General features: G+C 62.1%; 24 protein-coding genes, 1 pseudogene and 1 riboswitch. Of the genes and pseudogenes, 17 read left to right on the forward strand and 8 right to left on the reverse strand.

The genetic code is table 11. The annotated features are described in order from the left end of the window. Window positions 1-53 precede the first annotated feature (53 nt). From FHT69_RS05105 to FHT69_RS05115, 3 genes are read left to right on the forward strand one after another with little or no spacing between them, the layout of a single operon-like run. Entirely contained in the window at window positions 54-287 is a 234-nt protein-coding gene (locus FHT69_RS05105) for a DUF2171 domain-containing protein (RefSeq protein ID WP_183905029.1), read from the forward strand. A gap of 53 nt (window positions 288-340) precedes the next feature. After that, window positions 341-550: a DUF2945 domain-containing protein gene (locus FHT69_RS05110; RefSeq protein ID WP_183905030.1), complete on the forward strand. Its 210-nt coding sequence runs from the start codon at window positions 341-343 to the stop codon at window positions 548-550. 36 nt (window positions 551-586) lie between these two features. Beyond that, window positions 587-772: a DUF3008 family protein gene (locus tag FHT69_RS05115; RefSeq protein WP_183905031.1), complete on the forward strand. Its 186-nt coding sequence runs from the start codon at window positions 587-589 to the stop codon at window positions 770-772. A gap of 13 nt (window positions 773-785) precedes the next feature. Here the strand turns inward: FHT69_RS05115 and FHT69_RS34085 are convergent. Continuing rightward, a pseudogene (locus FHT69_RS34085) lies at window positions 786-956 on the reverse strand (MgtC/SapB family protein); the annotation flags it as partial. A 139-nt stretch (window positions 957-1,095) separates the two neighbouring features. On the opposite strand from FHT69_RS34085, the gene greA reads away from it, so the two are divergent. Further along, window positions 1,096-1,578, forward strand: a complete 483-nt coding sequence (greA, locus tag FHT69_RS05120) for a transcription elongation factor GreA (RefSeq protein WP_028756547.1) — start codon at window positions 1,096-1,098, stop codon at window positions 1,576-1,578. Between the two features lie 93 nt (window positions 1,579-1,671). Then, window positions 1,672-2,031, forward strand: a complete 360-nt coding sequence (locus tag FHT69_RS05125) for a FlxA-like family protein (protein WP_183905032.1) — start codon at window positions 1,672-1,674, stop codon at window positions 2,029-2,031. Between the two features lie 39 nt (window positions 2,032-2,070). On the opposite strand, the gene FHT69_RS05130 is transcribed toward FHT69_RS05125, so the two are convergent. After that, a complete protein-coding gene (locus FHT69_RS05130; protein WP_028756549.1) occupies window positions 2,071-2,964 on the reverse strand; it encodes a LysR family transcriptional regulator ArgP in 894 nt (297 codons plus the stop codon). Window positions 2,965-3,064: 100 nt separating this feature from the next. On the opposite strand from FHT69_RS05130, the gene FHT69_RS05135 reads away from it, so the two are divergent. From FHT69_RS05135 to FHT69_RS05145, 3 genes are all read left to right on the forward strand, one after another. Beyond that, the gene (locus FHT69_RS05135; protein WP_132572077.1) at window positions 3,065-3,673 is read left to right on the forward strand and encodes a LysE/ArgO family amino acid transporter; all 609 of its coding nucleotides are present in this window, start codon (window positions 3,065-3,067) and stop codon (window positions 3,671-3,673) included. Window positions 3,674-3,947: 274 nt separating this feature from the next. Further along, complete coding sequence (locus tag FHT69_RS05140; protein ID WP_028756551.1) at window positions 3,948-4,889, forward strand: LysR family transcriptional regulator; 942 nt, start codon at window positions 3,948-3,950, stop codon at window positions 4,887-4,889. A gap of 100 nt (window positions 4,890-4,989) precedes the next feature. Continuing rightward, the gene (locus tag FHT69_RS05145) at window positions 4,990-5,145 is read left to right on the forward strand and encodes a hypothetical protein (protein WP_003560194.1); all 156 of its coding nucleotides are present in this window, start codon (window positions 4,990-4,992) and stop codon (window positions 5,143-5,145) included. A gap of 51 nt (window positions 5,146-5,196) precedes the next feature. On the opposite strand, the gene FHT69_RS05150 is transcribed toward FHT69_RS05145, so the two are convergent. Beyond that, a complete protein-coding gene (locus FHT69_RS05150) occupies window positions 5,197-5,538 on the reverse strand; it encodes a hypothetical protein (protein ID WP_063475079.1) in 342 nt (113 codons plus the stop codon). 31 nt (window positions 5,539-5,569) lie between these two features. Then, a complete protein-coding gene (locus FHT69_RS05155) occupies window positions 5,570-6,571 on the reverse strand; it encodes a glycine betaine ABC transporter substrate-binding protein (RefSeq protein ID WP_174824477.1) in 1,002 nt (333 codons plus the stop codon). Between the two features lie 655 nt (window positions 6,572-7,226). On the opposite strand from FHT69_RS05155, the gene FHT69_RS05160 reads away from it, so the two are divergent. The 3 genes from FHT69_RS05160 to FHT69_RS05170 all read left to right on the forward strand — a co-directional run bounded on the left by FHT69_RS05160 (window position 7,227) and on the right by FHT69_RS05170 (window position 10,940). Then, complete coding sequence (locus FHT69_RS05160; RefSeq protein WP_183905033.1) at window positions 7,227-8,681, forward strand: cobyric acid synthase; 1,455 nt, start codon at window positions 7,227-7,229, stop codon at window positions 8,679-8,681. Between the two features lie 98 nt (window positions 8,682-8,779). Then, on the forward strand, window positions 8,780-9,550 hold the full coding sequence (locus FHT69_RS05165; RefSeq protein WP_183905034.1) for an SDR family oxidoreductase: 771 nt from the start codon (window positions 8,780-8,782) through the stop codon (window positions 9,548-9,550). Window positions 9,551-9,683: 133 nt separating this feature from the next. Then, complete coding sequence (locus tag FHT69_RS05170; RefSeq protein WP_183905035.1) at window positions 9,684-10,940, forward strand: adenylate/guanylate cyclase domain-containing protein; 1,257 nt, start codon at window positions 9,684-9,686, stop codon at window positions 10,938-10,940. Between the two features lie 28 nt (window positions 10,941-10,968). Here the strand turns inward: FHT69_RS05170 and FHT69_RS05175 are convergent, their stop codons facing one another. Continuing rightward, window positions 10,969-12,759 (reverse strand): chloride channel protein, encoded by a 1,791-nt coding sequence (locus FHT69_RS05175; RefSeq protein ID WP_183905036.1) that lies wholly within the window; start codon window positions 12,757-12,759, stop codon window positions 10,969-10,971. 258 nt (window positions 12,760-13,017) lie between these two features. After that, window positions 13,018-13,414, forward strand: a riboswitch (cobalamin riboswitch). Between the two features lie 221 nt (window positions 13,415-13,635). Between FHT69_RS05175 and cobU the strand changes: the two genes are divergently transcribed. The 4 genes from cobU to cobO are packed head-to-tail and all read left to right on the forward strand — an operon-like array spanning window position 13,636 to window position 19,699. Then, window positions 13,636-14,145 carry a bifunctional adenosylcobinamide kinase/adenosylcobinamide-phosphate guanylyltransferase gene (gene cobU, locus FHT69_RS05180; RefSeq protein WP_028756558.1) on the forward strand — a complete coding sequence of 170 codons (510 nt, stop codon included), beginning with the start codon at window positions 13,636-13,638 and terminating at the stop codon, window positions 14,143-14,145. 4 nt (window positions 14,146-14,149) lie between these two features. Then, on the forward strand, window positions 14,150-15,199 hold the full coding sequence (gene cobW, locus FHT69_RS05185; protein ID WP_183905037.1) for a cobalamin biosynthesis protein CobW: 1,050 nt from the start codon (window positions 14,150-14,152) through the stop codon (window positions 15,197-15,199). 4 nt (window positions 15,200-15,203) lie between these two features. Beyond that, complete coding sequence (cobN, locus tag FHT69_RS05190; RefSeq protein ID WP_183905038.1) at window positions 15,204-19,052, forward strand: cobaltochelatase subunit CobN; 3,849 nt, start codon at window positions 15,204-15,206, stop codon at window positions 19,050-19,052. Continuing rightward, a complete protein-coding gene (cobO, locus tag FHT69_RS05195) occupies window positions 19,049-19,699 on the forward strand; it encodes a cob(I)yrinic acid a,c-diamide adenosyltransferase (protein ID WP_028756561.1) in 651 nt (216 codons plus the stop codon). The genes cobN and cobO overlap by 4 nt, the downstream gene beginning before the upstream one ends. A 5-nt stretch (window positions 19,700-19,704) precedes the next feature. Here cobO and FHT69_RS05200 read toward each other — a convergent pair whose 3' ends face one another. The 3 genes from FHT69_RS05200 to FHT69_RS05210 form a co-directional block, all read right to left on the reverse strand. Beyond that, entirely contained in the window at window positions 19,705-20,499 is a 795-nt protein-coding gene (locus FHT69_RS05200; RefSeq protein WP_183905039.1) for a helix-turn-helix domain-containing protein, read from the reverse strand. Beyond that, entirely contained in the window at window positions 20,499-20,864 is a 366-nt protein-coding gene (locus tag FHT69_RS05205; protein ID WP_028756563.1) for a nuclear transport factor 2 family protein, read from the reverse strand. The genes FHT69_RS05200 and FHT69_RS05205 overlap by 1 nt, the downstream gene beginning before the upstream one ends. A gap of 110 nt (window positions 20,865-20,974) precedes the next feature. Further along, window positions 20,975-21,760 carry a TSUP family transporter gene (locus FHT69_RS05210; protein WP_047611645.1) on the reverse strand — a complete coding sequence of 262 codons (786 nt, stop codon included), beginning with the start codon at window positions 21,758-21,760 and terminating at the stop codon, window positions 20,975-20,977. Between the two features lie 101 nt (window positions 21,761-21,861). Here FHT69_RS05210 and FHT69_RS05215 point away from each other — a divergent pair, with 101 nt between their 5' ends. Both FHT69_RS05215 and FHT69_RS05220 read left to right on the forward strand, forming a co-directional pair. After that, window positions 21,862-22,281, forward strand: a complete 420-nt coding sequence (locus FHT69_RS05215) for a cobalamin biosynthesis protein (protein ID WP_028756565.1) — start codon at window positions 21,862-21,864, stop codon at window positions 22,279-22,281. A gap of 71 nt (window positions 22,282-22,352) precedes the next feature. Then, window positions 22,353-23,306 (forward strand): nucleoside hydrolase, encoded by a 954-nt coding sequence (locus FHT69_RS05220; protein WP_028756566.1) that lies wholly within the window; start codon window positions 22,353-22,355, stop codon window positions 23,304-23,306. The last annotated feature ends 14 nt before the right edge of the window (window positions 23,307-23,320 follow it).

A 23,320-nucleotide genomic window follows, 5' to 3' on the forward strand; every position in this document is an offset into this window, starting at 1 on the left:
TTGCTCCACCTCGTTGCCGCTTCGTACCTGACAATGATGCAAAGGAGGAAACGATGATTTCCGCAGATCAGATCCGTGAGCATATGGAAGTGCGGGCTGCCGACGGCACCCATGTCGGCACAGTCGATCACCTCGACGGCCCGACACGCATCAAGCTGACGAAGCTCGATTCGGAAGACGGCAAGCACCACCTGATCCCGATCGATTGGGTCGATCACGTCGATGCACACGTCCATCTGTCGAAGAACGCCAGGGATGTCCGGATGCAATGGGCCACCATCAACTGAGAGCCCATCGGCTGCGGCTTGCGGGCCGCAGCCTCTTTGAAACAGGAGCCGCCATGCCGAAGCAATTGAAGAAGGGCGACGAGGTAAGCTGGAATACCAGCCAGGGAAAGACCGAGGGCAGGGTGGTCAAAAAGCAGAGCGGTCCGACGAAGATCAAAGGCCACAGGGTGAAGGCATCGAAGGCCGAACCGCAATATATCGTCGAGAGCGACAAGTCGGGAAAACGCGCCGCACACAAGCCTGAAGAACTCCGGAAGCTTTGAACCGGCGGTCGCTCGTTTGAGCAAGAGGAGATCGATATGCCAGCCAAATCCAAGGCCCAGCAGAAGGCGGCAGGCGCCGCACTCTCGGCCAAGCGTGGCGAGACGCCGAAGAGCGAACTCAAAGGCGCCTCGAAACAGATGGTCGAATCCATGACCGAAAAACAGCTGGAGGAGTTCGCCTCAACCAAGAGGAAGGGCAAACCCGAGCACGTCTCCAAATGAGGGAATGCGAGGTTTAGTTCGTCGTCGACTGCATCGAGAAATCCGCGACGTCGTGCGCCTTTGACAGGGCATTCACGATCTCTCGGGCGGATGCGTCATGGTCTTTCGCCATCCATCGCAGCTCGAACGTCACGCCGGTGCGGCCATCGCTCGTCCGGCCAAACGAAACGAACAGAGCACGGCACCCCCAAGCTAGTGGCGGCTGATGAGCCAAGATTGGCGGTTCGTCTGCAGTCGGTGTATGTAGGGTGCCGACAAACAGATGGGGCATTCGCCCCGCCAGCGATAAAGCGCGCGCACTGCGCCTAAAACGGAGTTCGAGATTGGCCGTCGCCTTCACCAAGGAAGAGAGTTTCGAAACCGCTTCGGAAACCCTGCTGCCCGACCGTCCGATTTCGCCGCACCCCAACCTTGTCACGGAGGCGGGGCTGAAGGCTTTGGAGCTGCAATTCCAGCAGGCCCGCGAAGCTTATGATGCTGCGAGCACGATCGAAGACGTGAACGAGCGGCGGCGGCAGACGGCCAATCCCTTGCGTGATCTTCGCTACTTAGCGGCAAGACTTCGCACCGCCCAGATCATGCCTAACCCTACGTCAATCGACGCCGTCGCCTTCGGCACCACGGTAACTTTCCGCCGTGATGACGGGCGCGTGCAGACCTATCGGATCGTCGGGGAGGATGAAGCCGATCCCAAGGCCGGATCGATTTCCTACGTCTCGCCGGTGGCGCGGCTTTTGATGGGCAAGGCTGTCGGCGATGCGGCGGAGGCGGGCGGCCAGGAATTGGAGATCATCGCCATCGCATAAGAGCGCGATATTTATTTTGGTACTATTCGGTACTTTATTTATCGAACCTTTACTCTCCCTGGCTAGAACGGTGACATTCCATCATCGAAGGTCATGCTCATGGTCAGCGCAATTTCCAGTTCCGCATCCACAATTTTGAGTTCCGTCGCTTCAACCTCGACTTCGAGTTCGTCGGATCAGCTTGCCACTCTCGAGGCCCAGCTTGCCGAAAAGAAGGCAGACCTGGAGCAGACGCAGGACGAGCAAGAGAAGGCCACGATCCAAAAATCCATAGATACGCTGGAAGCCAAGATCGCCAAGCTCGAAGCGAGCGAAAGCAGCCAATCTCAGTCGTCTGCCGCATCGAAGCCCACCGATGAACCTTCTGGAGAATTCTCCGGCGAAAGCGAGCGCATCGGCACGAAGAATTTTGACGAGACCAGCGAGTTCGGCAGCCGCACGGCTTACCTCTGACAAAGCGCACTCGGTCCTGCTGTATCTTTAAGTGATGCATCAAAGACGGCGCTTGGCCACCGTGACGACTTCACGCGTCAGATCCGCCAAGCGGTCGGCGGCGAGGCGGTTTATCTGCCAGTAGAGCGGGACATCGAGGGGCGTGTCGGGCACCAGTTCGACCAGCCGTCCGGATGCGAGATGCTCGTGGGTCAGCTGGGTCGGGTTCATTCCCCAGCACATGCCCGAAAGACTCGCCTCGACGAAGCTCTGCGGCGACGGCAGCCAGTGGGTGGGATAATCGAGATCGCGTCCGAACGTTCGCCTGATCCAGCTGCTTTGGAGCCTGTCCTTCTGATTGAAGGTCAGCGCCGGAGCGTTGCGTATCGCCTCCGATGTCACGCCCTGCGGAAAGTGGCGCGCGACGAATTCGGGGGTTGCCGTGGCGTGGTAGCGCAGAAACCCAAGGGCAAAACGCCGGCATCCGCGAACCGGCTTTTCCAGGCTGGTGACGGCGGCGATCACCCGCCCGCGCTGCAGCCATTCGGCGGTATGATCCTGATCGTCGACGGCGATGTTCAGCAGATAGGAAGAGCTTTTGGCGAAATTCGACATGGCCTCGACGAACCATGTCCCGAGGCTGTCAGCATTCGTGGCGATTTGAAGCGTGACCCTTTGGCTGGGCTCGTCGGGATCGACGAGAGCCGGCAGCTGCCCGAAGAGTTCGGCTTCGAGCATGCCGACATTCTCCACATGGCGACAGAGCCATTCCCCCTTTTCCGTCGCCGTGCACGGCGTGCCTCTGACGATGAGAACGGCGCCGAGACGCTCTTCCAGCTGTTTCACGCGCTGAGAAACGGCCGAAGGCGTCACGTTCAGGACCGCCGCCGCTCTTTCGAAGCTGCCTGTCTGGACAATGGTTGCGACGGCGCGCAGCGCGGGATAGTCGAGCATGGATTAGTTTCGCTTAATCGGAGTTAGTTGGATTAATTAGCCTAATTCTCGTAATCGCGGTAGCGCAACCCTAGCGAATTAAGGGGCGTTGGCCGAAGCGATGAATTTTTCGATCTATATAACCGGCCTGATGATGGGCCTCAGCCTGATTGTCGCCATCGGCGCGCAGAACGCCTTCATCCTCCGCCAGGGCTTGCGCAACGAACATGTCTTTGCCGTCTGCCTCGCATGCGCTGTCTCAGATGCGGCGCTGATCGTGCTTGGGGTGACCAGCCTGCAGCAAATCGCCAGGTTCATGCCCTGGCTCGATCCCGTCATGCGCTACGGCGGAGCCGCATTTCTGGTTTGGTACGGGGCGAGAAGCCTCTATTCGGCCTTGCGGTCGTCCGCTACCCTCACGGCGGCGGAGGCCAGAACGGCGAGTTTCCGGCAGACGCTCATGACCTGCCTCGCGCTCACCTGGCTCAATCCGCATGTCTATCTCGATACGGTCGTGCTGCTCGGCACGATATCGACACGTTACCCCGGGCAGCAGACTTCGTTTGCTGCCGGCGCGGTGACGGGTTCCTTCCTGTTCTTCTTTTCGCTCGGATATGGCGCAACATGGTTGCGGCCGATCTTCTCGAAACCCTCGTCCTGGCGGATGCTGGAAACGCTCGTCGCTTTCACGATGTGGGCGATCGCCTTCAAGCTGCTGGGCGGCATGTGACCGCCGTTCGATCGTCGATCATCCACTTCGGCGGCCGAGGCAAGGGTGCTCAATTCCATTTCGCGCTGACAATCCGCCAGCAGATGCGACGGAAAACGCTTTAACTGCCGGATCGCATATTCATGGTTTGCATCCCTGCGCCTCTGCGACTTGAATGCGGAAAGGGCCTGTACGATATTCCAGGTGCTTGATTGCGTCATGTCCGGCCTCCTTTGCTGGCATCATTGCTGCCGACACTGAAGATATCCGGTCGATTGACATTCAATCAAACAAAATGATATGCGGTTATAAATCAGAAAAATTGAAAGATGTGACGATGAGCATTCCCTTTCGCCGTCCCATTCCGCTGCTTGACAACGATGTGCTGCGGACCTTCGTGGCCATCGCCGAGACAGGCAATTTTTCGACCGCCGCGGAAGCGGTCTTCCGCACGCCATCGGCAGTGTCGATGCAAATCAAGAAGCTCGAGGAACAGCTTGGTGCGACGCTATTTTTGCGCGACGCCCGCTCGGTATCCCTGACGCGCCACGGCGAGATGTTGCTGTCCTACGCCCGCAACATCCTGGCGCTGTCGAACGAGGCGGTGTCGCGCTTCATCATGCCGGAGCTCAGCGGCGTCGTGCGGCTCGGCGCGCCGGAAGATATCGGCGAACGGCTGCTGCCGAGCATCCTGAAGAGTTTCGCCGAGAGCTATCCCGGCATCATGGTCGACGTGACGATCGACATGAGCATCGGGCTGAAGAAGCGCATGGAGGAGCAACGGCTCGACCTGGCGTTGATCAACTGTGCGACGCGGCCGTTCCCGACCGGTGGCGAGGTGGTCTACCGCGAGAGGCTGGTCTGGGCCGGCGCCAGGTGTGGTTCGGCCCATCGCCGCGATCCCCTGCCGATCTCGATCTGGGAGGACGGTTGCATCTGGCGCCAGGAGGCACTGACCCAGCTCGAACGCAACAAGCGGCCCTATCGCGTCGCCTATCTCAGCGGCCATACCATGGCGCAGCGCGCCGCCGTGCTCTCCGATCTTGCCATCGCGCCGCTGCCGCTTTCCTATGTCAACGAGGACATGGCGCTCCTCGGCCCGAATGAAGGTCTGCCGGAACTTGGCGCCTTCGATATCCGTCTGCTGACCGCCTCACAGATGTCGGGGCCGATCGAGACGGTGGCCGACAGCATTCGCAGCGCCTTTGCCGAACGGGCAAAGGCAGTCGCCGCCTGAGGGGCCTTTCAGCCAGTGAACCTTTTGGTTTGTCGCGCGTTATTGGCGCGGACGGCATTTTGTCGCCGTTCGGGGTTGATTTCAAACAAGGATATCCGAGATGACGACAACGGCCAAAATTGCCGCAGCTTTTATGGTTCTTCTTGCCCTTTCCTCCTGCGGCAACACGATCCGCGGCATAGGGAAAGATACGGCAAACACCGTGAACGCCACCCAGGATGCCGGCCGCTCGGTCGACCGCGCCGCGAAGAAGTAACGACTATTCAGATTGCTGCTGGGATCGCCAGATCAGGTGCTGACCGGGGAATCAAGTGTTGACCGGGGGATAAACCTTTTCCAGCCCGCCGGATCGGCTAAGGCCGGTCCGGAACGCCTGGTAGGCGGGATGCTGGCTGGAGCGGGCGGTTTCCGTCAGCCGGATCTGCAACCGGCCGGGCGCCTGAGTCCCGAGCCACATCCCAAGACTTTCGAGTTTCAAAGAGTTCAGGAAACGCGATCCGGCGGCAAGATCGAGATGGCGGCGCAGCCCGTCGAGCAGATTGTCGTCCTGGGCAGCGTTTTCCATGAGCAGCGCCAGGTATGACTTGTCGGCCTCCGACAGGGCGGCGAGCTTTTCCGCAACGGTATCGCGGTCGGGAAAGGGAATCATCGAATCGCCCGTGGTAATGGTGTTATTACCGTTATAAACTTGCCTTGACCTTCTCGGCTACATCGGCCGGCACCCATTTCGTCCACAGACCCTCGTAATTGCGAAGGAAATAGATCGCGGCATCCTCGTTGCTTTCGCGGTTTTCGTCCTGCCAGGCAAGCACCTGATTGATCGTCTCATTGTCCCATTTGCGGGTCTTGAGATAGGTCGCGACGGGCCCCGCCCGGCTGGCGAAGGACCTGGTCATCAGCGTGAAGGCGCGTGAGACCGGGTAGGAATTGACTTCAGGTCTGGCGCAGCCGGCAACGGCGGTGCAGCGGTCCCATTCGTTTTTGTTGTGGCCGACACCGAAGCTCAGGCGCGTCATGTCGTATTTGCCGAGGATGGCAGTCGGCGCCCAGTAATAGCCTAGCCAGCCGACCTTGTTTTCGAAGGCATGCGCAATCGAGGCGTCGAGCCTCTCGGGGCTGCCGGTTTCGACGAGCTCGAAACCCTTCTTATCGGCGGCAAGCGCCTTAAACAGGTTGGCGGTGGATATCTGGCAACTCCAGTCGGCGGGGCAGTTGTAGACTGCGCCCTTCGACGGATCGTCCTCGGCGGGAAACAGTTCAGGATGTTTCAGCGCGTCCTCGACCGAGCGGATGTCGGGGTGGGCGTCGGCGATGAATTTCGGGATCCACCAGCCCTCGACGGCACCGTCGGCCAGGATCTCGGCTCCCTGCACCAGCCGGCCGCTGTTGACCGCCTGATCGAGCAGGGACCTCACCGAATTGATCCAGTATTCCGAGGCAATGTCGGGGGTGCCTTTTTCATTCATCGAGGCGAAGGTCGGCAGGGTGTCGCCGTCGACGATGGTGACGGAGCAGCCATATCCGTTTTCCAGGATGATCTTGTCGAAGCTTGCGGCAATGCCTGCCGAAGCCCATTTCATTTCGGCGATCGAAACGCTGCCGCATTCGGCGGCTTCGGCCGGCGCAACGGTGGAAAGAGCCGCGGCAAAGACGGCCGGAATCAGAAACGTCTTCATCGTCATTCCCCGAATTCTTCTCAGGCGGACGCGCAGCAGGCTCTGAAATCCACCGAAAAATCTCTCCGGCACCCGAAGCGAAAATGTCTGCCGGGCGATGCCGTGCAGGCTTTTCCGGTTCATCGGCACCGTCCGTCCTTGCGGCTCCGGCAGCTCGTCGCAGGCCATGTTCAACAATGGCGTATTTGGATGAAGCCTACGCGTTCGCTCGGAGAAATCAACCGTCTTCTGCTCATGGTTGCGTGACTAAATGATTGAATTCGAAGAATTTATGACATCATCCCGAAAATGGCGCCCTCGGGCGAAATGCACGCTGTTCGCGATCGGCGGCGGATCTCCGGCAGAAATTTCGACGAGGATGTCAAAAAAGATCAAAATTAACATTTGCGTAAGCCTTCAATAACTCTCCGGTAAGAATGTGCCGTTATCAGTTGGGTCGTGGCGGCAATGACCGCCACTTCTCTGGTTCAGGTAGTGCGTACCGGAGAAAGCGAGCTTCGCCGTGTAAGGGTGAAGACGCCTGAGTTTTCGGCAAACCGCGCAGAGCCAAGGCCATGCGCGGTTTTCGCGTTTGCGGGCGGAGCTTGACCCGGGCCAAATCTTGACCCGGGATTGCTGTCCATTGTAGGCCTCGCTGAACAGAAGACGGATGCGAGCCACCATGGCAAGAGCAATCATGCTGCAGGGAACCGGCTCGGATGTCGGCAAGACGGTGCTGGTCGCTGGCCTTTGCCGGCTGGCGGCCAATCGCGGTCTGGCCGTCCGGCCGTTCAAGCCGCAGAACATGTCGAACAATGCAGCAGTCGCCGATGATGGCGGCGAGATCGGCCGGGCGCAGTGGCTGCAATCGCTGGCGGCGCGCACGCCATCCTCGGTGCACATGAACCCGGTGCTGCTCAAGCCGCAATCGGAAAACGGCAGCCAGATCATCGTGCAGGGCAGGGTGTTCGGACAGGCGAAGGGGCGCGATTACCAGCGACTGAAGCCGCAGCTGCTCGGCGCCGTGCTCGAGAGTTTCGAAAAAGTGGCTGCGGGCGCCGACCTCGTTATCGTCGAGGGAGCGGGGTCGCCGGCTGAGATCAATCTCAGGTCCGGTGATATCGCCAATATGGGCTTTGCGACACGGGCCGGCGTGCCTGTCGTGCTCGTCGGCGATATCGACCGCGGCGGCGTCATCGCCTCGCTGGTCGGTACGCATGCGATCCTCGACGATGGCGACCGGGCGATGATTGCGGGCTATATCATCAACAAGTTCCGCGGCGACGTCTCGCTGTTTGACGACGGCATTCGCGCCATCGAAGGCTTCACCGGCTGGCCGTGTTTCGGCGTGGTGCCGTGGCTGCCGGGCGCGGCGCGCCTGCCGGCCGAGGATTCGGTCGTGCTCGAACGTCTGGCGCGGGGCGAGGCTGGTGCGCTGAAGATCGCCGTGCCGGTGCTGCCGCGCATCGCCAATTTCGACGATCTCGACCCGCTGAGAACCGAGCCGGATGTCGAACTGGTCTTCGTGCGATCAGGCGAACGGCTGCCTGCCGATGCAGGCCTGGTCGTCCTTCCCGGCTCGAAATCGACGATATCGGATCTCGCCGACTTCAGGGCTCAAGGCTGGGACCGCGATCTCCAGGCGCATGTCAGGCGCGGTGGCCGGGTGATCGGCATTTGCGGCGGCTACCAGATGCTCGGCCGGACGGTGTGCGATCCGCTTGGGCTCGAGGGCGGGAGGCTGGAGACACCGGGGCTTGGGCTTCTCGACGTCGAGACCGAGATGGCGCCGGAGAAAACCGTGCGCAACAGCCATGCCCGCTCGACCGAATACGACGCGCCGCTGGCCGGCTACCAGATCCATCTCGGCATCACCCGCGGCCCGGATTGCGACCGGCCTTCGGCGATTATCGACGGCACGCCTGACGGGGCGCTTTCGGCCGACGGCCGGATCATGGGCACCTATCTGCACGGGCTGTTCGGCAGCGACGCCTACCGCGCCCGGCTGCTTCAAAGCTTTGGGCTCTCGGGCGAGCGGCGGAACTACCACGAGAGTGTCGACCAGGCGCTCGACGAGGTCGCCGGAGATTTGGAACGTCACCTCGATCCGCGTTGGCTGGCCGGGCTGCTCGGTTAGGCCAGGATGCGTCACGGATGTCGCCGTTCTGCTCTTGCCAAATTAGTTGACTGAGTCCATTAATTGTCGCGGCGGACCCTTTGAGAGCGACGAAAACCATGAGCATATTGGATAGATTTTCATTGGCAGGTCAGGTGGCGCTGGTGACCGGCGGCGGCCGCGGTCTGGGCTTCGAGATGGCGCGCGCCCTTGCTGAGGCCGGGGCGCATGTCATCGTCAACGGACGCACGGCGGCGACGTTGGAAGAGGCCGTCAGGACCATCCGGGCTGCGGGTGGCACGGCGGAGGCCGTCGCATTCGATATCGCCGACCGCGAGGCACAGCGTGCTGTGATCGCCGATATTGACAAGATCCATGGCCGTCTCGACATTTTGATCAACAATGTCGGCGCCCGCGACAGGCGGCCTCTGGCTGAATTCGACGATGATGCCATCATCGAGCTGCTTCGCACCGACCTGGCGGCGGCCATGACGCTTTCGCGCGACGCCGCCGTATTGATGAAGCGACGCAATCACGGCCGCCTGATCGCGGTGACCTCGATCAGCGGCCATGTCGTCATGCCCGGTGACTGCGTCTATCCGGCAGCCAAGCAGGGATTGACCGGCCTGATGCGCGGCATGGCGGTCGAATTCGGCCCGCACGGCATCACCAGCAACGCAATTGCGCCCGGTTGGTTTGCCACCGAGACGAACGCGGCGATGGCTGCGAACGAGGAATTGATGCCCTTTGTGCGCCAGCGTATACCGGTTCAGCGCTGGGGACGGCCGGACGAGATCGCCGGCGCGGCGCTTTTTCTGGCAAGCGCCGCCGCTTCCTTCGTCAACGGCCACGTACTGACGGTGGACGGCGGCATGACAGTCAGGATGTGAGATATCGGTAGGCGCTGCGGCACCATCTTTCACTTCTGCGGCACTCTCACAGCTCCTCGTCGGCAGGCGAATGACTGATTGTCGTTGCCGGAGACCACGGCTAGAAATATCTGCCTGACTCGACTATTGGTTGATGTGGCAACCCCGGTGGTCATCGCCGTCCATTTGCCCGATTTCCGACCATAATCTGCGTCGGTCATTTGGAGGTTCGGAAATTAACAATCATATTCAGCGGCTTATAGAACATGGAATCACAGCTGAGCATATTGGCGAGCTGATAGCCGGATTGTGCGATCGGCTGATCGCGGATGGCTTTCCGATCTGGCGGGGAAGCATCTCGATGCCGTCTATTCATCCCATGTATGGCGGCGTCTCGGCCAATTTCGTGCGCGGCGGTGCGACCACTATCGAGAATGCCGAATATGGCAGTGCGGCAGTGCTGAATTTCGAGAAGACGCCGATCTATTTTCTTTTGGGCCGCGGCGAAACATCAGGTCGATGGAACATCGCCAAGGGTGAGGGTGTCAATGACTACCCGCAGCTTGCAGAATTCGCGCATGCCGGCGGCACGGATCACCTGGTCAGCCTGCTGGAATTCCCGAAGGAGGCTGCGCTGCGTGGCGTCAGTCTGTCTCTCACAAGCGATAGGCCGGGCGGATTTTCGGATGATCAACTGGCGATCGTCGCGAAGCTCTTCCCAGCGCTGGGGCTGGCTTGTTATCGCATTGCGGCATCGAAAACCGCATCGGATATCCTTGCCGTCTATACAGGCGCCAAGACAAGTGCACGCATCCTTGCAGGCGATATTCAGAGGGGAAAGGGAGGGGCGATCAATGCTGCAATCCTGCTTGCTGACCTGAGAAACTTCACGGCGCTGACCGAGATCTATCAGCCGGGCGAAATCGCCGGGTTTCTGAATGAACATTTCGAGCTGATCGGCTGGCATGTCGAGGAAAATTCGGGCGAGATCCTCAAGTTCATGGGCGATAGCGTGCTGGCGATCTTTCCGACCGATGCTGAAGACCCGCAAAAGGCCTGCATGGCCGCACTGGCTTCCGCAAGGAATATTCTAGAAGCCAACAAGGTGCTGAATGGTCAGCGGAGGAATGATGGAGGTCCTGACATCGGCGTCGATGTCGTGCTGCATCTCGGCGAGGTCTTCTACGGAAATATCGGCGCACGCGGCAGGCTTGATTTCACGGTTATCGGCAGCGCCGTCAACGAGGCTTCGCGGCTTGAAAAACTCTGCGGCGCGCTCGGACATCACCTTCTGATGTCGGAAAGCTTCGCCGTCACCTGTGCCGTCGCCAACGACTGTCTGGGATCTTTCGAATTGCGCGGGGTTTCGAAAGCGGTAAACGTGTTCAAGCTCGCCGACATGGTATCCTGAAACGACGATCCGGTCGGCGCGACGACGCTTAAATCTCGCCTGAGACCTCGCGGCGGCGGCGGTCGAGTTCCTCGCTGTAGCGGCGCAGCGTATAGCTTTCGCTGAGCTGGCCGATCACCTTGCGTTCGATCAGATTGTTGACGACGGCGAGCGCTTCGCTTTCGCTCTTGTCGAAGATAGCCGCCGCCTGCCTGGCATTCATCTGCGGCTGCAGGAAATCGTTGCGGTAGTGGATGAAATCGGCAAGCGTCTTGCCCTCGTCCTGTGCGTCGGTCGGATTGGCGTAAATCTCCGGCACCAGCACGAGGCCCGCATATTTGTCGCTCTCCTCGACGAGGACGACGCGCTGGACCGAGCCGATCGGGAAGACTTGCTTGAATTCTTCCAGGGTGATGCTCGCTTTTGCCGTCTTGACGTCGGCGCGCATCAGCTTGTCCACCGTCAGGTTGCGAATCCAGCCGACATCGTGGGCGCTGCGGATGCTTTCGCCGCGCAGGTGGAAACGCCATGTGGCGAAGGAATAGCCGAAGGTCGAGCGTACGACGAGGGACGAGGTGATGACGGCGGCGAGCACCAGCGCGGTGATCGGGAAATCGCCGGTGATTTCGAGCGCCAGGAACGTCATGGTCAGCGGTCCGCCGATAACGGCGACGGCAAGCGAGCTCATGCCGACCACGGCATAGATGACGGGGGTCAGCGTCGCATCGGCGAAATAGGGTCCGCAATAGGCAAAGAGCTTGCCGAGCAGGGCGCCCATGAACAACGAGGCGAAGAACAGGCCGCCCCGGAAGCCGGAGCCGATCGAGATCGCCGAGGCCAGGGATTTCAACAGGAAGAGACCGATCAGTGTCGGGATCGCCACCTCGCGGGAGAGGTTGAGATGCAGCGCGCCGTGGCCGGCCGAGAGCACCTGCGGCGAGATCATCGCCAAGAGCCCGACGATGACGCCACCGAGCGCCGGGCGGAAGGGTGGGGCGATCGAACTCTTGCGCGCCAGTTCCTCGACGAAGGAGACGCCCTGCATGATCAGGATACCGATGCCGGCGCAGAAGGCGCCGAGCAGCAGCGCCGGGATATAGTCGGCCGGCACGACCGAGCCGAAGCTGCCGATATCGAGGGTGAAATCACCATCGGCAAGCAGCCTTGCGACAAGGGTGGAAATGAGTGCTGAGACGACGACGGGTGTCAGCGACACGATCGTATAGGTGCCGATGATCAGCTCGAAGGCATAGAAGGCGCCGGTCAGCGGCGCGTTGAAGGCGGCGGCGATGGCGCCCGCCGCGCCGCAGCCGACGAGGATGCGCAGGTCGGAGCGGCGAAGCTGCAGCTTCAGGCCGAATTTCGAGGCAAGGCCGGCGGCAAGCTGGGTATAGCCGGCCTCCAGTCCGACCGAGGCGCCGAACCCGTTGGAGATCAGGTTCTGGACGGCAACGATGATGCTGTCAGTCAAGGATAGACGGCCGCCATGCAGCGCATTGGCTTCGATCGGGTCGACCATCGGCTTCTTGCGCCGTTTCGCCAGCACCAGGAGCAACAGGCCGAGCAGGGCGCCGCCGATGACGGGTGCGGTGAGCAGCAGCATCTTGTTCTCGATCTCGGATGAGCTCAGCCGCTCGCTATCGGCGATGCCGAAGATCAGCTGATGCAGCTCGCTCGAGACGTAGCTCATACCGGTGACGGCGAGACCCGAGATGATGCCGACGACGGCGCCCGCCAGTGACAGGCCGACCTCGCTGCGGCGGGTCAGCGCCCGCAGGCGGCCCGAATCGAAGAAAACACGCAGCGCCCGGAAACGGCGCCGATCCAATTTCATAAGCATGGCTAGACAACTAGGCGGGGAGAGGCCCGGTCAAGGGCGGAGATGGTCGCGCAGTCCGCTTGCGACGCAATTGCGGCGAAAAGCCGGCGCCCGGGACAAATATTTATGACGTAAGCCTCTGATAAATGACGATATTTTAGGTAGAGTAAGTCGTGTTGATAGGGTTGCGCCATCTGCTCGGGAGCTGCCCGGCCGCCAAGGCCGGTTGACTTCACACCCCGGCTTGCCTAACCATCCCTCAACGGATGGTCGCCCGACCATCCTGACATAACGGATGGTTCCGGATCGGTGTTGCGCCCTTCTGGATGAAAAGGGAATGTGAAGGGGCGGACCCAAACCGGGCGCCTTCATCACAGCCGACCCCGCGACTGTAGAGCGGTCAAGGTCTTCCATCCGGCACCGAGCCCCTCCGGCCGGCGGCTTGCAATCATGCAAGCGGGCGGGATGGGCGATATGCCGGAAAAGCCACTGGAGATGCATGGTGATCAACCGGGGTCGGACGCCTCTAAATCTACGAATCGTCCACCTTTTCACCAATGCAGCCGGGAAGGCGAGGATGATCCGCCGGCACGATCAGGGCGACCGGTTTCCGGTCTGCCCCGATCGCGGCCGATAACCGCGAGCCAGGAGACCTGCCATTACGTGCCGGGCCAGAAGCCCACACCTGGGCACTACGCCCGTTGCCAGCACGGAGGTTGTCTTGGCTGAACGATTGAATTCAGCGCGGCCTGGTGCGGCGCTCGCGACGCCTCCAAGCAGCCCTGCAAGAGGAGTGCTTTCGGCCGGTTATGTCGAATACTCGGTCCCCCCAGCAGTCGAAAAAGGTGCACTCGGAACAAGCCACGGCTACGCACCCTCCCTGAGGAGCGTCTGAGCATGACCACCATCTTCATCCTCGGCGGCGCGCGCTCCGGCAAATCCCGCTTCGCCGAAGCTCTCGTCACCGCGACCGGCCTCGACCGCCACTACCTTGCCACCGGCCGGGCCTGGGACGAGGAGATGCAGGCGCGTATCACTCAGCACAAGGCCGACCGCGGTCCGTCCTGGACGACGCATGAGGAGCCGCTCGATCTCGTCGGCAAGCTTGGCGCCATCGACGGCGAGGGACGCATCGTGCTGATCGACTGCCTGACGCTCTGGGTCACCAATCTGATGATGGAGGAGCGCGACATGGCGGCGGAATTTGCAGCGCTCGCCGATTTCCTGGCCGCCGCGAAGGCGCGGCTCGTTTTCGTTTCCAACGAGGTCGGCCTCGGCATCGTGCCTGACAATCGCATGGCGCGGGATTTCCGCGATCATGCCGGCCGGCTGCACCAATCGATCGCGGCGAAGGCCGCCGAAGTCTATTTCATCGCGGCAGGCCTGCCGCTGAAAATGAAGGGTTAAGTTCATGAACCAGCAGAAAATTCCTGCAACCGTCATCACCGGCTTCCTCGGCGCCGGCAAGACCACGATGATCCGCAACCTGCTCACCAATGCCGGCGGCAAGAAGATCGCGCTCATCATCAACGAATTCGGCGATCTCGGTGTCGACGGTGACGTGCTGAAGGGCTGCGGCGCGGAGAATTGCACCGAGGACGACATCATCGAACTCACCAATGGTTGCATCTGCTGCACTGTCGCCGACGATTTCATTCCGACGATGACGAAGCTGCTCGAGCGCGAACAGCGGCCCGACCACATCGTCATCGAAACCTCGGGCCTCGCCCTGCCGCAGCCGCTGGTCGCCGCTTTCAACTGGCCCGATATCCGCACGCAAGTGACCGTCGACGGCGTCATCACGGTGGTCGATAGCGCCGCCGTTGCCGCCGGCCGGTTCGCCGACGACCATGATGCCGTCGATGCGCGCCGCGCCGAGGATGAATCGCTCGATCACGAAAGCCCGATCGAGGAGCTGTTCGAGGATCAGCTCACCTGCGCCGATCTCATCGTGCTCAACAAGACCGACCTGATCGACGCGGCAGGTCTTATCAGGGTGCGCGACGAGGTTGCCTCCCGCACGGTGCGCAAACCCGCGATCATCGAGGCGAAGAACGGCGAAGTCTCGGCCGGCATCCTGCTCGGCCTTGGTATCGGCACCGAGGACGATGTCGCCAATCGCAAGTCGCATCATGAGCTGGAGCATGAAGACGGCGCGCCGCACGACCACGACGAGTTCGACAGCTTCGTCGTCGATCTCGGACCCGTTGCCGATCCCGCCGGCTTCGTCGAGAAGCTGAAGGCGATCATATCAACCCATGACGTGCTGCGCCTCAAGGGCTTCGTCGATATCGCCGGCAAGCCGATGCGCCTGCAGCTCCAGGCCGTCGGCAGCCGCATCGATCATTATTTCGACCGCGCCTGGGCTCCAGGCGAAAAGCGCACGACGCGCCTCGTCGTCATCGGCCTGCACGAGATGGATCAGGACGCGGTGAGGACGGCAATCGAAGAGCTGGCATAAACCAATGCATCTGCTTCTGGCCCAGCAGGGAACGATCAGCGACGGCGAGGAGGCGATCGACCTCGGGCAGACGCCGGGCGAGATCCTGTTCCTGTCGGCCGCCGACAGCGAACTCGCCGCGATCGCAGCCGCCCACCGCGACCGCAAGGGGCAGCATTCGCTGCGGCTCGCCAGCCTGATGAGCCTCAAGCATCCGATGTCGGTCGATACCTATGTCGAGCGCACGGCGCGGCATGCCAAGCTGATTATCGTGCGGGCGCTCGGCGGTGCCAGCTATTTTCACTATGCGCTGGAAGCGCTGCATGCCGCAGCGTCCCGCGCCGGTGCATTGATCGCGGTGCTTCCGGGTGATGCGAAGCCGGATGCCGGGCTCGTCCCTTTCTCCAATGTTGATCTCGACGATCTTAATGCGCTGTGGGCCTATCTGATCGAGGGTGGCGATGCCAATGCGCGGGCCTTCCTCGACTATGCCGGGGCGATGCTGGCAGGCATGGAGAAGCCGGCGCCGGCGGTGCCACTGATGAAGGCCGGCATCTGGTGGCCGGGGCGAGGGTTGATCGGGGTTGAGGAGTGGCGGCAGGTTGTTGCGGAGGAGTCTTGGCGCGTGGCTGCCTCTTTGTCCGGCAGGACAGAGGGGGGTACCTCAAACTCGACGGAGAAGATGGGAATCGAACCCGCACCTTCCCCCGTCGTCGCTATCAGCTTCTACCGCGCCCTCGTCCAAAGCGGCGAGATCGGGCCGATCGAGGCGCTGGTCGAGGCGCTGGTCGCACTTGGCCTCCGGCCGTTGCCGGTCTTTGCTTATAGCCTCAAGGATCCCGTTTCGACAGGCATTCTCGAAAGCGTGTTTTCGGCACTGAAGCCCGATGTCGTCATCAACACGACTGGCTTTGCCGTCTCGGCACCGGGTGCGGATCGGCAGTCAACGGTGCTGGAGGCGAATGAGGCGATCGTACTGCAGGCTATCCTGTCGGCTTCTTCGAGGGAGGCGTGGGCGGCTTCCTCGCAAGGCCTGTCGGCGCGCGATCTCGGCATGAATGTGGCGCTCCCAGAGGTGGACGGCCGGGTGCTGGCGCGGGCTGTCTCCTTCAAGACGGCGGCGCGTTACGATGCGGCTGTCGAGACGAATATCGTCGCCAGCGAACCGGATGCCGGCCGGGTGCGCTATACGGCGGAGCTTGCCGCCAACTGGGCGCGGCTGCGGAGGGCCTGCGCCGGCGACCGGCGCATCGCGCTCGTCATGGCGAATTATCCGAATCGCGATGGCCGGCTCGGCAACGGCGTCGGCCTCGATACGCCGGCCGGCACCATCGAAGTGCTGAAGGCTATGCGGGCGGTGGGTTATCCGGTCGCCGACATTCCGGCCGACGGCGATGCGCTGATCCGCCATCTGATGGAAGGACCGACCAATTCCGGTCATGACGGCAAGATCATCCGAGAGACGCTTTCCCTGAGTCTCTACAACGGCTTCCTGGAATCTCTTCCCAATCAGATTCAGGATGAGGTGAGAGCCCGTTGGGGCGATCCCGAAGACGATCCGTATTTTCGCGGGGGCGCTTTCGCTCTGCCGTTTGCCCGGTTCGGCGGTGTGCTCGTCGGTATCCAGCCGGCGCGCGGCTACAATATCGATCCGAAGGAGAGCTATCATTCGCCGGATCTCGTGCCGCCGCACGGCTACCTCGCCTTCTACGCTTTCCTGCGCTGCGAATTCGCTGCCCATGCCGTCATCCACATGGGCAAACACGGCAATCTCGAGTGGTTGCCGGGCAAGGCGCTGGCACTGTCGGAAAGCTGCTATCCCGAGGCGATCCTCGGGCCGCTGCCGCATCTCTATCCCTTCATCGTCAACGATCCCGGCGAGGGTACGCAGGCCAAGCGCCGCAGCGCTGCCGTCATCATCGATCATCTGACGCCGCCTTTGACGCGGGCCGAGAGTTACGGGCCGCTGAAAGACCTGGAAGCGCTGGTCGACGAATATTATGAGGCCTCCGGCGGCGATCCCCGCCGCATCCGCCTGCTCAGCCGGCAGATTCTCGATCTCGTCGCCGATATCGGCCTCGACCGCGACGCCGGCATAACGAAGGGCGAAAGCGAGGGCGAGGCGCTGAAGAAGCTCGACGCCTATCTCTGCGACCTCAAGGAAATGCAGATCCGCGACGGGCTGCATGTGTTCGGTGTGTCGCCCGGGGGGCGGCTCCTGACCGATCTGACCGTGGCGCTGGTGCGGGTCCCGCGCGGGCTGGGTGAGGGCGGGGATGCGAGCCTGCAGCGGGCGATCGCGGCGGATGCTGGATTGAGCGGCGTCGTGCGGGGTGCCCCTATCTTCGACCCTCTCGATTGCGACATGGCCACTGCCTGGACCCGCCCGAAGCCCGCAATCGTCGCCGATATTCTCGACGCCCCCTGGCGGACCAATGGAGACACCGTCGAGCGCATCGAACTGCTGGCCGCAAAATTCGTCTCCGGCGAGATGGACTGCCCGTCCCTCTGGTCTCAAACCAGATCGGTGCTCTCCGAAATCGACACCCGCCTCAAGCCCTCCATCCTTGCCTGCGGCCCCGCCGAGATCGACGGGCTGTTCAAAGGGCTCGACGGCCGGTTCGTCGCGCCCGGGCCTTCCGGCGCGCCGACGCGCGGGCGGCCCGACGTGCTGCCGACCGGCCGCAATTTCTATTCGGTCGACAGTCGCGCCGTGCCGACGCCGGCGGCCTACGAGCTCGGCAAAAAGTCCGCAGAACTGCTGGTGCGCCGCTATGTGCAGGATCACGGCGAATGGCCTGTCTCCTTCGGGCTGACGGCCTGGGGCACGTCGAACATGCGCACCGGCGGTGACGACATCGCCCAGGCTTTGGCGCTGATCGGCGTCAGGCCGCTCTGGGACATGAGCTCGCGCCGTGTCACCGGCTATGAGATCATCCCGCCGGCGATGCTCGGACGGCCGCGTGTGGATGTGACGCTCCGCATCTCCGGCTTTTTCCGCGATGCCTTCCCCGAGCAGATCGCGCTGTTCGACAAGGCGATCCGCGCCGTCGGCGCGCTTGGCGAGGACGAGGCCGACAATCCGATCGCAGCGCGCATGCGCGGCGAGGCCGCAAGGCTTGCCGCCGCCGGTCTGGACGAGGTCTCGGCAAGGCGCCGGGCGGGCTACAGGGTCTTCGGTTCGAAGCCTGGTGCCTATGGCGCCGGCCTGCAGGCGCTGATCGACGAAAAGGGCTGGGAGCGGCGCGCCGATCTCGCCGAAGCCTATCTCGTCTGGGGCAGCTATGCCTATGGCGCCGGCGAGGAAGGCAAGGCCGAACGCGGCCTGTTCGAGGAGCGGCTGCGCTCGGTGCAGGCCGTCATTCAGAACCAGGACAATCGCGAGCACGACCTGCTCGACAGCGACGATTACTACCAGTTCGAGGGCGGCATGGCGGCGGCGGCCGAACAGCTCGCCGGCGCGCGTCCTTCGATCTATCATAACGACCATTCCAGGCCGGAAAAGCCGGTGATCCGTTCGCTCGAGGAGGAGATCGGCCGCGTCGTGCGCGGACGTGTCGTCAATCCGAAATGGATCGCAGGCGTCATGCGCCACGGCTATAAGGGGGCGGCCGAGATTGCCGCCACCGTCGATTATCTCTTCGCCTTTTCGGCGACGACGGGGGCGGTCGGCGCTCATCATTTCGAGGCGGTCTACCAGGCCTTCGTCGCCGATCCCGCCGTGCGCGATTTCATGATCGAGAAGAACCCGGCTGCATTCGACGAGATGAGGGAGCGGCTGCGCGAAGCCGTCGACCGCAGTCTTTGGACGCCGCGCAGCAATTCGGCCCAGTTCGACCTGGCCGCCAGACAACAGAATGAGGTGAACCAATGAGTGACGAGACTCCTGACAGCGAGATCGCAGAAGCCGGGACCGGCAAGGACGATGCGCGCCACGCCGAGAAGATGGCGAAGAAGAAGGCGGCGCGCGACAAGATCATGGCGACTAAGACCGACGGCAAGGGCCTGATCATCGTCCATACCGGCAAGGGCAAGGGAAAATCGTCGGCCGCCTTTGGCATGATCTTCCGCCACATCGCCCACGGTAAGCCCTCGGCCGTTGTGCAGTTCATCAAGGGTGCGATGTGGACCGGCGAGCGCGACCTGATCGAGAAGCATTTCTCCGATCTCTGCCAGTTCCACACGATGGGCGAGGGTTTCACTTGGGAAACGCAGGACCGCGCCCGCGATGTCGCGGCCGCCTCGGCCGCCTGGGAAAAGGCCAAGGAACTGATCCGCGACGAAAACAATTCCATGGTGCTGCTCGACGAGATCAACATCGCGCTGCGCTACGACTATCTCGACATCAACGACGTCGTCGCCTTTCTGAAGACCGAGAAGCCCGCGATGACGCATGTCGTGCTGACGGGGCGCAACGCCAAGGAGGAACTGATCGAGATCGCCGATCTGGTGACCGAGATGGAACTCGTCAAACATCCCTTCCGCTCCGGCATCAAGGGCCAGCCCGGCGTGGAGTTCTGAGACGGTCAGCTGAGCGCGAGGCTGCGCAGGATGGCCGCCGTTTCCTCATCCACCGGAAAGAAAGATTCGACCGCGAGTTCCGACAACGTGATGTCGACGGGTGTGCCGAAGACCGTCGTTGTCGAAATCAGGGAAAGCAGGCCGGCCTTGGTCGAAAGTTGAAGGGGAACGGCGATGCCGGCATAGTCGGTATGGACCTCGCCGGCAGTTTTAGGCGCTGGATAGGATAGCAACTCCTTCAAAAGCTTGTCCAACATTAGATCGCCCGAAGCCGAGAACTGTTGGCGCAGCCTGCTGATAAGGTGGGCGCGCCATTCGGAGAGGTTTTTGACATGGGGCGCCAATCCCTGTGGATGCAGGCTGAGGCGCAGTACGTTGACGGGTGGCGAGAGCAAGGACTGGTCGGCAACGCCTGAGAGCAACGGCGCAATGGCCGCATTGGCTGCGATGAGTGTCCAGTGGCGGTCGATGGCGATTGCTGGGAAGGGCTCGTGCCCTTTCAGCACCATGTCGATGGCGCGACGGGCCGGTTCCAGTGCGGGATCATCCAGCTTGCGTTCGGCAAAAACAGGAGCGAAACCCGCCGCGAGCAGCAGCGGGTTTCGATCGCGAAGGGGCACGTCGAGCCGTTCGGCAAGATGCAGCAGCATGTCGCGGCTTGGTGTCGAGCGCCCGCTCTCGATGAAGCTCAGATGCCGCTGCGAGATCTCCGCCTCCAGCGCGAGGTCGAGCTGACTCATGCGGCGGCGCTGGCGCCATTCGCGCAGATGGTCTCCAAGCGAGCGGGCGGTCGGCGACATCAGGCGGCTTCCGGCAGCAAATCTATGAAACCGCGCACGGATTTCAGCTTGCCGCCTTCGAGCTCGGCGAAATCTGTGCCCTTGATCAGCGCTTCGCCATTTTCCGGGCCGAGCCCCCAGGAGAAGCGCAGGTTATCGCCGTAGCCGTCGGCCGCGCCGATCAGGGCGAAGCGGAAACCGGGGAAGCGGCTTTGCACCGCCTCGACCAGCGAATTGATCTGCTCATGGCCTTCACCGCGCATCAGTGGGTCGATATAGGTCGCGGCTTCGCTCCAGCTCTCGGCGATGAGGGCGCGGCGGCGAGCGGCATCCGTCTCATTCCAGACGGCGAGATAGCGCTCTGCGTTGTTGTTTGCGTCATTCATCAGGTCATCTCCTCTTGATCGCCCGTCAATTCCAGGCAGCCCGATCATGCGGGAAGGCGATGTACCGTATCAATTACGCCAGAGGTAATGAAGATGGTCGAGGGTTCGTGTCAGGCGCCGAGCCAGATGCGCAGCGGATTTGCCGGGTTGGCGAGCAGCTTCACCGCAAGGGCGATGCAGACGAAGACGAGCAGCGGCTTGATGAGCTTTGCGCCGATGCGCATGGCCAGCCGGGAACCCAGCTGCGCGCCGAGGAACTGGCAGATGCCCATCAACAGGCCGATCTTCCAGAGGATCGCGCCGAAGCTTGCGAAGACGATGAGCGCGCCGAAATTCGATCCGAGATTGAGAAGCTTGGTGTGGGCCGTCGCCTTCAGCACGCCGAAGCCGGCGAGTGTGACGAAGGCCAGCATGAAGAAGGAACCGGTGCCGGGGCCGAAGACGCCGTCATAGAGGCCGATGACCGGGACAAGCGTCAAGCCAAAGGCGAAGGGTGTGATCAGACGGTGTTTGTCGAGGTCGTTGAGATTAGGCTTGACGGCAAAGAAGATCGCGATCGCCACCAGCAGCACCGGCATGATCGCCTCCAGCACCTCACCGGGCACGATCGTGGCGAGTGCGGCGCCGAGTGCGCCGCCCATGATGGCCATCAGCGCCATCGGCAATTGCTCACGCAGCTCCACATGGCCCTTGCGAGCATAAGCGATCGTGGCCGAGGCGGCGCCGAAGAGGGACTGCACCTTGTTGGTACCGAGGGTCTGGAGCGGCGGAATGCCGGCGATCAGCATGACGGGAACGGTGACGAGGCCGCCGCCGCCGGCAATGGAATCGACGAAACCGGCAAAAAAGGCAGCGATGCAGAGCAGCAGAAGCAGATGGAAGGCGATATCGGGCAAGGTGGTATTCCAGGCAGGGATTTCGGACGGCCTTGTTGCATTTGCCGCACCAAGCTGCAATGGCTGCGAGGACACGGGCAGGGCGCATTCGGCGGTTTTCCATGAGCGATATCTCTTTCGATAGGGCGAGGCGCCACGTGCTCGGCCTCGGTTGCGAGCGGGGGACGCTACCTGCCGAGATGCTGGCGCTTGCGATCGCAGCGCTCGACGCAGCCGGTATTGCTGCTGCGGAACTCGCAGCCATTGCCTCGATCGACAGCCGGAGACATGAGCCGGCAATCCTTGCCGTTGCCGCGCATTTTTCCGTGCCCGCCGTGTTTTTCGACGCGCCGCGGCTGGAAGAGGAGACGCCGCGGCTCAAGAATCCCTCCGCGAAGGTCTTTGCCCGCGTCGGCTGCCATGGGGTTGCCGAGGCAGCTGCGCTGGCGGCTGCGGGGCCGGATGCCGAGCTTGCCGTCGCCAAAATCAAATCTGCGCATGCGACGGCGGCAGTTGCCCGCAGCGGGTTGCAGAAAGCCTAGCCGACGTTATGGTGGCGCCAATTCGCGGCGCCGTCCGGCAGCTTCACGGGTTCACATCTAGAGGATATCTCATGCACAAGGTCATCTATGACACCGACCCTGGCGTCGACGACGCCATGGCGCTTCTTTTTCTGCACCGTCATGCCGAGATCGACCTTCTCGGCATTACCACGGTCTTCGGCAACGCTTCAGTCGAGACGACGACGCGCAATGCGCTCTTCCTCAAGCGCGAATGGAATATTGCGGCACCGGTTGCCAAGGGCGCCAGCGTCACCATCGATTCCTCGCGTGCGGAGCGGCCGTGGCCGGCCATGGTGCATGGCGACAACGGTCTCGGCGATATCGACGTGCCGGAAACGATCGACCTGCCGCTCGATGCGCGCCCGGCGCACCGCTTCATCATCGACACGGTGCGCGCCAACCCGGGTGAGGTCCGCCTCGTCGCCGTCGGCCGGATGACCAACCTGGCGCTGGCGCTGAAGGAAGACCCCGAGATTGCGACGCTGGTCAAGGACGTCGTTATCATGGGCGGCAATTTCTATGTGCCGGGCAATGTCTCGCCGGTCGCCGAGGCCAATATTCACGGTGATCCCGAGGCTGCCGACATCGTCATGACCGCGCCGTGGAAAGTGGCCGTCATCGGCCTCGACGTCACCGCGATCACCACGATGAGCCGCAGCTATCTCGGCGAGATGGCGGCGAGGGGTGATAAGGCTCTCAAGCAGCTCGACGCGCTCTCGCAGTCCTATATCGATTTTTATAAGCACGCGGTCGAAGACGGCATGATGGTGCATGACAGCTGCGCCGGCGTCTATGTCGTGGCGCCCGAGCTGTTCTCGTCGATATCGGGTGCTGTGCGCGTCGTCTGTGGCGGCATCGCCGATGGCCAGACGATCGTCAAGCGGGACGGCCGGCATTTTCCGCCTAATGGAGACTGGGACGGCCTGCCGAGCCAGATCGTCTGCACCGGCATCGAATCGGAGAAGGTCATCGACCTCATCCGCAACACGCTGCTTGCCGCCTGACGGTCGGGAAGGCC

Source organism: Rhizobium sp. BK008 (assembly GCF_014197345.1).
Taxonomy (GTDB): domain Bacteria; phylum Pseudomonadota; class Alphaproteobacteria; order Rhizobiales; family Rhizobiaceae; genus Rhizobium; species Rhizobium anhuiense.